This is a genomic window from Halomonas sp. BM-2019, from assembly GCF_017584085.1.
In genome coordinates, this window is record NZ_CP071922.1 from 3,618,878 (window position 1) to 3,626,698 (window position 7,821).

General features: G+C 69.6%; 7 protein-coding genes and 1 pseudogene. 6 read left to right on the plus strand and 2 right to left on the minus strand.

Annotation, left to right across the window (positions count from 1 at the left end):
* Positions 1-2: 2 nt before the first annotated feature.
* Both J5F18_RS17920 and J5F18_RS17925 read left to right on the plus strand, forming a co-directional pair.
* Complete coding sequence (locus J5F18_RS17920; protein WP_346299891.1) at positions 3-1,589, plus strand: bifunctional GNAT family N-acetyltransferase/carbon-nitrogen hydrolase family protein; 1,587 nt, start codon at positions 3-5, stop codon at positions 1,587-1,589.
* A gap of 19 nt (positions 1,590-1,608) precedes the next feature.
* Positions 1,609-2,448 carry a M90 family metallopeptidase gene (locus J5F18_RS17925; protein ID WP_346299892.1) on the plus strand — a complete coding sequence of 280 codons (840 nt, stop codon included), beginning with the start codon at positions 1,609-1,611 and terminating at the stop codon, positions 2,446-2,448.
* 4 nt (positions 2,449-2,452) lie between these two features.
* Here J5F18_RS17925 and J5F18_RS17930 read toward each other — a convergent pair whose 3' ends face one another.
* A complete protein-coding gene (locus J5F18_RS17930; RefSeq protein ID WP_346299893.1) occupies positions 2,453-3,367 on the minus strand; it encodes a LysR family transcriptional regulator in 915 nt (304 codons plus the stop codon).
* A gap of 116 nt (positions 3,368-3,483) precedes the next feature.
* Here J5F18_RS17930 and J5F18_RS17935 point away from each other — a divergent pair, with 116 nt between their 5' ends.
* The 3 genes from J5F18_RS17935 to J5F18_RS17945 all read left to right on the plus strand — a co-directional run bounded on the left by J5F18_RS17935 (position 3,484) and on the right by J5F18_RS17945 (position 6,574).
* On the plus strand, positions 3,484-4,551 hold the full coding sequence (locus tag J5F18_RS17935) for a tartrate dehydrogenase (RefSeq protein WP_346299894.1): 1,068 nt from the start codon (positions 3,484-3,486) through the stop codon (positions 4,549-4,551).
* A gap of 250 nt (positions 4,552-4,801) precedes the next feature.
* The gene (locus J5F18_RS17940; protein WP_346299895.1) at positions 4,802-6,196 is read left to right on the plus strand and encodes an FAD/NAD(P)-binding oxidoreductase; all 1,395 of its coding nucleotides are present in this window, start codon (positions 4,802-4,804) and stop codon (positions 6,194-6,196) included.
* A gap of 12 nt (positions 6,197-6,208) precedes the next feature.
* Entirely contained in the window at positions 6,209-6,574 is a 366-nt protein-coding gene (locus J5F18_RS17945) for a hypothetical protein (protein WP_346299896.1), read from the plus strand.
* Between the two features lie 47 nt (positions 6,575-6,621).
* On the opposite strand, the gene J5F18_RS17950 is transcribed toward J5F18_RS17945, so the two are convergent.
* Positions 6,622-7,416, minus strand: coding sequence for a methyltransferase domain-containing protein (locus J5F18_RS17950; protein ID WP_346302264.1), 795 nt, complete (start codon positions 7,414-7,416; stop codon positions 6,622-6,624).
* Between the two features lie 243 nt (positions 7,417-7,659).
* Here J5F18_RS17950 and J5F18_RS17955 point away from each other — a divergent pair.
* A pseudogene (locus J5F18_RS17955) lies at positions 7,660-7,821 on the plus strand (succinylglutamate desuccinylase); the annotation flags it as partial.

The window sequence follows — 7,821 nt, forward strand, 5'->3', positions numbered from 1 at the left end:
CCATGTCCCTCGACGACCTGCACCTGTCGCTTCGCAACCTGACGCCCGAGGACTATCCCCAGCTCGAGACGCTGATGGATGCCGTCTACCATGACATCGGCGGCGCCTGGTCGCAGCACACCATCGAGACCCTGATCACGTCGTTTCCGGACGGCCAGCTCGCCATCGAGGACGACGGCCGGCTGGTGGGCATGGCGCTGACCGCCCGGGTCGACTACGACGAGTTCACCAACCCCCACAAGTACGACGACCTGATCGGCAAGCGCGAGGTGATCCTCGACGCCCCGGACGGCGACGCCATGTACGGGCTGGACGTGCTGATCCATCCGGAGTATCGCGGCTACCGGCTGGGCCGGCGCCTCTACGACGCCCGCAAGGAGCTGTGCCGCTCGCTGAACCTGCGGGCGATACTGGCCGGCGGGCGCATCCCCCAGTACCACCAGCACGCCGAGACGCTCTCCCCCACCCAGTACATCGACCGGGTGGCCCGCAAGGAGATCCACGACCCCATCCTCTCCTTCCAGCTGGCCAACGACTTCCAGGTCAAGCGCCTGCTCCGCGACTACCTGCCCGAGGACGAGAAGTCCCAGGGCTTCGCCACCCTGCTGGAGTGGAACAACTTCCTCTATGAGCCCGCCGAGCTGGTGCTCGACACCCGCAAGACCCAGGTGCGCATCGGCGCCGTGCAGTGGCAGATGCGCGAGTTCGACTCCGTGGAGGCGGTGCTGCAGCAGGTGGAGTACTTCGTCGATGCCCTCTCCGGCTACAAGAGCGACTTCGCGGTCTTCCCGGAGCTCTTCAACGCCCCGCTGATGGGCCTGCAGGATCGCGCCGCCCAGCAGGACCAGGTCGCCGCCATCCGCTTCCTAGCCAGCTTCACCGAGCGGTTCAAGGCCGAGCTGTCGCGCATGGCGGTCTCCTACAACATCAACATCGTGGCGGGCTCGATGATCGAGGTGGGCGAGGACGACCGCCTCTACAACATCAGCTACCTCTGCCACCGCGACGGCGAGATCGAGAGCCAGGCCAAGCTGCACATCACCCCCCAGGAGCGCCGCGACTGGGTGATCGAGGGCGGCGACGACCTGCAGGTGTTCGATACCGACGCCGGCCGGGTCGGCATCCTGATCTGCTACGACGTGGAGTTCCCGGAGCTGCCGCGGCTGCTGGCCGAACAGGACATGGACATCCTCTTCGTGCCCTTCTGGACCGACACCAAGAACGGCTACCTGCGGGTGCGCCACTGTGCCCAGGCCCGGGCCATCGAGAACGAGTGCTACGTGGTGCTGTGCGGCAGCGTGGGCAACGTGCCCGCCATCGAGAACCTCGACATCCAGTACGCCCAGTCGTCGGTCTTCTCGCCCTCGGACTTCGCCTTCCCCCACGACGCCGTGCTCAACGAGACGACCCCCAATACCGAGATGATCTTCTTCTCGGACCTGGACCTGACACGGCTGACCATGGTGCGCAACGAGGGCTCGGTGACCAACCTCAAGGACCGCCGCAAGGACCTCTTCGACCTGCGCTGGCGCGACTGGTCCTGGAAGTCCGGGGGCCGGCCATCCGGGGCGGACCTGGACGAGAGCTGAGCAGAGCCGAGGAGAGCCGATGCTGGGGCACCTGAAACGCTGGCGGGAGGCGCGCTTCGCCGCCCGTCACCCCTTCCCGGAGGCCGCCTGGGCCGAGGCCCGGGCACGGCTGCCGCTGCTCGCCGCCCTGGGTGAGGCCGAGGCGGCGGCGCTGGGGGAGCGCGCCTGGCGCTTCCTCCACGCCAAGCGCGTCAGCCTGCACCCGGCGCTCGCCGAGACCACCCCCTTCGACCTGCCCGCCAGGCTTGCCCTCGCCGCCCAGGCCTGCCTGCTGACCCTGGGCTGGCGCGACGACGAGCACCGAGAGGCCTTCGCCAATGTCCACGAGGTGCTGATCCTGCCCGACGCCTTCCAGCGGCGGGTGGAGGAGATGGACGAGTTCGGCGTGATGCACGAGTACGACGACGAGCGCGCCGGCGAGACCTCCTACCAGGGGCCGGTGGTGGTGGCCTTCCCCGACCTCATGGAGAGCGGCGACTTCTCGGGCTTCAACGTGCTGATCCACGAATTCGCCCACAAGCTCGACATGGGCAACTCCCTGGACGTGGACGGCTTCCCGCCGCTGCCCGCCGATATCGACCCGCGAGAGTGGCACCGAGTGTTCATGGGCGTCTGGGAGGACCTCCAGGCGCGGCTTGCGCGCGGCGAGGAGACGCCCATCGACGACTACGCCGCCACCCACCCGGGCGAGTGCTTCGCGGTGTGCTGCGAGGCCTTCTTCACCGCCCCGGACCTCTTGCATGACGCCTATCCGGCACTCCATGACCTGCTGAGCCGCTACTTCCGCCAGGAGACCCTGGCCCGGCTGCCGCCCGGGTTCGGAGAGCGCCCCGCCCCGGGTCACCACGAGCGGCACTGAGCCCTCACTCGGGCAAGGCCGCCACCCGGCACGGCAGCTCCCGCTGCAGCAGCTCGACGAAGGCACGGATGCGCCCCGGCACATGGCGCGCCTGGCGGTAGACCGCGTGGAAGTCCGCCGCCACCCCCTGCCACTCGGGCAGCAGCTCGACCAGCTCTCCCCGGGCCAGCAGCGGGTGCACGTCCCACCAGGAGCGCAGCATGACGCCATGCCCCGCCAGCGCCAGGCCCACGATCACCTCACCATCGTTGCTGGCCAGGGGGCCCGAGACCTTCACCGCCTGCTCCTCCCCGCCATCGCGACGCCGGAAGCGCCACACCGCATAGTCGCTGTCGTTCTCGCGCAGCACCAGGCAGGCGTGACCGGCCAGGTCCGCCGGGTTCTCGAGCCGCGGCATGGAGGCCACATGGGCGGGGGCGGCACACAGCACCCGGCGATTGGCGAGGATCCGTCGCGCCACCAGGCGGGAGTCGGGCGGTTCCCCCACCCGGATGGCGAGGTCCACCCCCAGGTCGCCCAGGCTCAGCGGAAAATTGGTCAGCTCCAGCGCCCCCTCGACCCCCGGGTGCCTGGCGCAGAAGCGCGACAGCAGCGGCGCCACGTGGCGCCGCCCGAAACCGAAGGTGGCATTGATCTTGAGCGGGCCCGATAGCTCGGCGCGCTGGGCCCCCAGCGCCTCCTCCAGCTCGGCCAGCTCCTCGAGGATCGCCGTCCCCTTCAGCAGGTAGCGCTCTCCCTCCGGGGTGAGGGTGAGACGGCGGGTGGTGCGGCTGGCCAGGCTCACCCCCAGGCGCGCCTCGAGCTGCTTGAGTCGCTTGCTGACCGCCGAGAGCGACAGGCCAAGCTCCCGGGCGGTGGCGGTGAGGCTGCCGGCCCGGGCCAGGCGCTGGAAGAAGGCCAGGTCATCGAGCGAGGCCATGTCATTCTCCACTTTTGCTCAACAATGGTTTGCATCTTATCCCGATTATCTCTCCGCTGTCAGGGGCTAGACTGTTCCCAGACCCGACAACAGGAACCAACCTGAGGAGAGAGACCATGACCCAGCGCATCGCGGTAATCCCCGGCGACGGCATCGGCAAGGAGGTGATGCCCGAGGGCGTGCGCGTCCTCGAGGCCGCCGCCGCCCGCTTCGGCATCGACCTGGAACTGCAACCCTTCGACTTCGCCAGCTGCGACTACTACGCCGAGCACGGCCAGATGCTGCCCGACGACTGGTTCGAGACCCTGAAGGGATTCGATGCCCTCTTCTACGGCGCCGTGGGCTGGCCCGAAACGGTGCCCGACCACGTCTCGCTGTGGGGTTCGCTGCTGCAGTTTCGCCGTCGCTTCGACCAGTACGTCAACCTGCGCCCCTGCCGGCTGCTGCCGGGCATCCGAAGCCCCCTGGCGGACCGGCAGCCCGGCGACATCGACTTCTACGTGGTGCGCGAGAACACCGAGGGGGAGTACTCCAGCGTCGGCGGCAGGATGTTCGAGGGCACCGAGCGGGAGGTGGTGATCCAGGAGACGGTGATGAGCCGCCACGGCACCGACCGGGTGCTCAAGTTCGCCTATGAGCTGGCCCAGAGCCGGCCCCGGAAGAAGCTCACCTCGGCCACCAAGTCAAACGGCATCGCCATCACCATGCCCTGGTGGGACGAGCGCGTGGCCGAGATGGGCAAGCGCTATCCGGACGTGGCCGTGGACCAGTTCCATATCGACATCCTCACCGCCAACTTCGTGATGCACCCGGACTGGTTCGACGTGGTGGTGGCCAGCAACCTCTTCGGCGACATCCTCTCCGACCTGGGGCCGGCCTGCACCGGCACCATCGGCGTGGCACCCTCGGCCAACATCAACCCCGAGGGCACCTTCCCGAGCCTCTTCGAGCCGGTACACGGCAGCGCCCCGGACATCGCCGGGCGCGGCATCGCCAACCCCATCGGCCAGATCTGGTCCGCCGCCATGATGCTCGAGCACCTGGGCCACCAGGAGGCCGCAGACGCCATCGTCGGTGCCTTCGAGGCGGTGCTGGCCGAGGGTGACAAGGGCGTGCTCACCCCCGACGTGGGCGGGACCGGCACCACCGAGACGCTGGGCCGCGCCATCGCCGCGCGCCTCTGACCCCAAGCCGATCCCCCATGGCCACCGCCCCGGGCAGTGGCCATCCGCTTTCCTGCCGGTTCCTGATCTCGATCATCCTGCGGGTCGAGCCAGGCTCCTATGCTGTTCTCATCCCTCCGATATCGGCGACATCCACTTGACCTGCGTCAAGACGTCACGCCAGATCGGCCGTGGCCGCTACCAAAGGCGAATAGGTTATAAGCATATAATAACAATAATAGCGCTATGCCCCCGCGCAGGAGTCACTGCCATGCCACACTCTTCTCCCTCACCTCTCCACCTGGATCGGCGTCAGCTCCTGAAGCTGGGGCTGGGCGCCGGCGCCGCCGGCCTGCTGCCCCTGGGCGGCCTCCAGGCCAGAACCCTTTCCACCCGTGCCCGCATCGTCATCCTCGGGGGGGGCGCCGCCGGCATGGCCATGGCCAACCGCCTCTCCAACCGGCTCGATGGCGCCCGTATCACCCTGGTGGAGCCTCGCGAGACTCACCACTATCAGCCGGGCTGGACCCTGGTGGCCTCCGGCGTCTGGCGCCCGGAGAAGACCCTGCGCCCCAACGCCAACTTCGTGCCCACCGGCGTGACCTGGGCACGACAGCCCGCGGTGGGCATCGACGCCGAGCAGCGCCGGGTCTCGCTGGCCGATGCCAGCGTGCTGGAGTATGACGTCCTGGTGGTGGCCACCGGCCTGCAGCTCAACTATCACCTGATCGACGGCATGTCGCCGGAGCTGGTCGGCCGCCACGGCATCGGCAGCGTCTACGCCAGCATCGAAGGCGCCACCCGCACCCGCGACGCCATCGACGCCTGGATCGCAAAGGGCGGCGGCAAGGGGCTCTTCACCGCCGCCCCCACCCCGGTGAAGTGCGCCGGCGCCCCGCTGAAGATGACCTTCACCACCCTGTCGCGCCTGGAGGCCACCGGCCGCCGGGATGATTTCCAGGTCGAGTATCTGGCTCCCGGGGCGGCGCTGTTCAGCCAGCCGTGGATCAACGACTTCGTCAAGCAGCGCTTCGACGACCAGGGCGTCACCCGCCGTCACCACTACCGGCTCTCCGCCATCGACCCCGGCGCGCAGCAGGCCGAGTTCACCTTCGTCGGCCCGGAGAGCGAGTTTACCTCCCACCATGAGCTGCGCGAGGCGGAGTTCTCCCGGGAGGGCGAGCGCCGGGTGATCGCCGACTACGACTTCATCCACGTGGTGCCGCCCATGAGCGCCCCGGACTTCGTCAAGGCCAGCGACCTGATCGCCCGGGACGGCCCCTTCCGCGGCGAGTGGCTGGATGTGGACATCCACACCCTGCAGCACCACCGCTACCCGGAGGTGTTCGGCATCGGCGACGTGATCGGCGCCCCCATCAACAAGACCGCCGCCAGCGTCAAGGCCCAGGCCCCGGTGGTAGAGGCCAACCTGCTGGCCCACCTGCAGGAGCAGCCGCTGCCGGCCCGTCACAACGGCTACACCTCCTGCCCGATGATCACCGGCATCGGCAAGGCGATGCTGGTGGAGTTCGGCTACGACAACGACTTCGGCTTCCTGCCCTCCTTCCCCTTCATCGACCCGCGGGACGAGTCCTGGGCCGCCTGGGTGATGAAGGATCGCATGCTGCAGCCTGCCTACTACGCCGTGCTGGAAGGCCAGGCCTGAGGAGAGACGATCATGACGCTTCAAGGTACTCTCACCATCCTGATGTACGCCCTGGCCCCCTTCCTGTGGCTGATCCTGGGCGGCGTGGGCCTGCTGGTCGTCGTCCAGCTGGTGGCGAGGCTGCGCGGCTACCGCACGCTGCGCTATCGCTGCCTGGGCGCCAACCTGGCGGCGCTGGCGGTCGGCCTCTCGGGGCTCTGGTGGATCCCCGCCTTTACCCACTCCCAGCTGAGGTACGTGGCCACCGCCTTCGATTGGGTGGCGATGATCGGCGCCGTGGTGGGCCTGGCCATCGCCGCCTGGCTGGTGCTGCACCCGCTCAGCTATCTGGTGCGCGGCCGGCGGCAGGTCCGCGCGGTCCAACCATCCGAAAGTTGAGTCTTCGCCGCTGGGCGGCCAGCCCTTGACCCGCGGCGGCCCGTGACTCAGTCGGTGCGGCGCCACACCCCTTCGAGGATGCGCACCCGGCCGGCGGCCAGATTGCCGGCCAGGTTGCGCCCCATCTCGACAAACTCCTCGCCGAAGATCAGCGCCGGCCCCGGCAGCCGCCGGGCCGGCGCGTCGCCCGCCTCGCGGCGGCCGTGCTTCTGGCGCCAGGCCAGGGCCGTCTCGGTCACGTCGTGCACGCACACCGGCCCGAACCCCGCCGCGGCCAGGCTCACCTCCAGGGCCTCGCGGCGCTTGAGATGGCTGGTGGCCGCCGTACGCGCCCAGGGCACCGGCAGCGCCAGGGGCTCGGGGTTGTCGCCGGCCACCACCTCGTGGAGCAGCACCCGGCCGCCGGGGGCGAGCAGGCGGCGCCACTCCGCCAGCACCGCCGGCAGGTGCGACATGTTCATCAGCGCATGCTGGCACCAGATCACATCGAAGGCGCCCCCGGCCAGCGGGATGCGGGCGGCGTCAGCGCACAGGAAGCGGTTCTGTTCAGCGAGTCCCGTGGCGACACTGAGCCGCTCGGCCGCCGACACGAAAGCGGCGGTGATATCCACGCCAACGACCGTGCAGCCGTACTCCGCGGCCAGCAGCCGGCTCGCCCCACCGGTGCCGCAGCCCACGTCCAGTATCCTCTCCCCCGGACGCAGTTCCCCCAGCGCCGCCAGGGAGCGGCTGGCGGCCCGCCCCCCCAGGTGCAGCTGGTCGATGCCGGCGATCTCGTCCAGGGTCAGGCGGTCCGGGTCGCATCCGGCGGCACGGAAGGCCGCCTGCAGGCGTACGATCAGGCTTTCCCCGCCCCCGGCGGCGAGGGCATCATAGTGACTATCGAGATGGCGGCGCTGGGCTGGCGGTCAGTCTAGCCTGGTGCCGCCCCCTTCCCCATCCTGCCAAGGTCACGGCCATCCCACGCGGGCGCCGCCACGCCAAGGAGTCCCCCATGTCCCGCCTGCTCCGGCTCGCCCATTCCTTCGAGCACGGCCAGGACTGCGTCACCGCCGACTACTCCCTGCGCGAGGAGGGCTGAGACCATGCTGAGCGCGTGGCTGACCCGCAGCATCGAGGAGGCCGAGTTCCCCGAGCAGGGGCGGCTCCCCGGCGGGCACTTTCGCCGCCTGGGCCACGGCATCCTGGCGCTGTCGCCCGACCGGCCCGGGCCGGCGGCGCGGGCCGGCGTGCGCTCGGTGGGGGTG

Excerpts from the sequence above, each read along its gene's own strand:
- J5F18_RS17935 (WP_346299894.1), top strand. The coding sequence starts at position 3,484 with ATGACCCAGCGCATCGCGGTAATCCCCGGCGACGGCATCGGCAAGGAG.
- J5F18_RS17940 (WP_346299895.1), top strand. The coding sequence starts at position 4,802 with ATGCCACACTCTTCTCCCTCACCTCTCCACCTGGATCGGCGTCAGCTC.
- J5F18_RS17925 (WP_346299892.1), top strand. The coding sequence starts at position 1,609 with ATGCTGGGGCACCTGAAACGCTGGCGGGAGGCGCGCTTCGCCGCCCGT.
- J5F18_RS17930 (WP_346299893.1), bottom strand. The coding sequence starts at position 3,367 with ATGGCCTCGCTCGATGACCTGGCCTTCTTCCAGCGCCTGGCCCGGGCC.
- J5F18_RS17945 (WP_346299896.1), top strand. The coding sequence starts at position 6,209 with ATGACGCTTCAAGGTACTCTCACCATCCTGATGTACGCCCTGGCCCCC.
- J5F18_RS17920 (WP_346299891.1), top strand. The coding sequence starts at position 3 with ATGTCCCTCGACGACCTGCACCTGTCGCTTCGCAACCTGACGCCCGAG.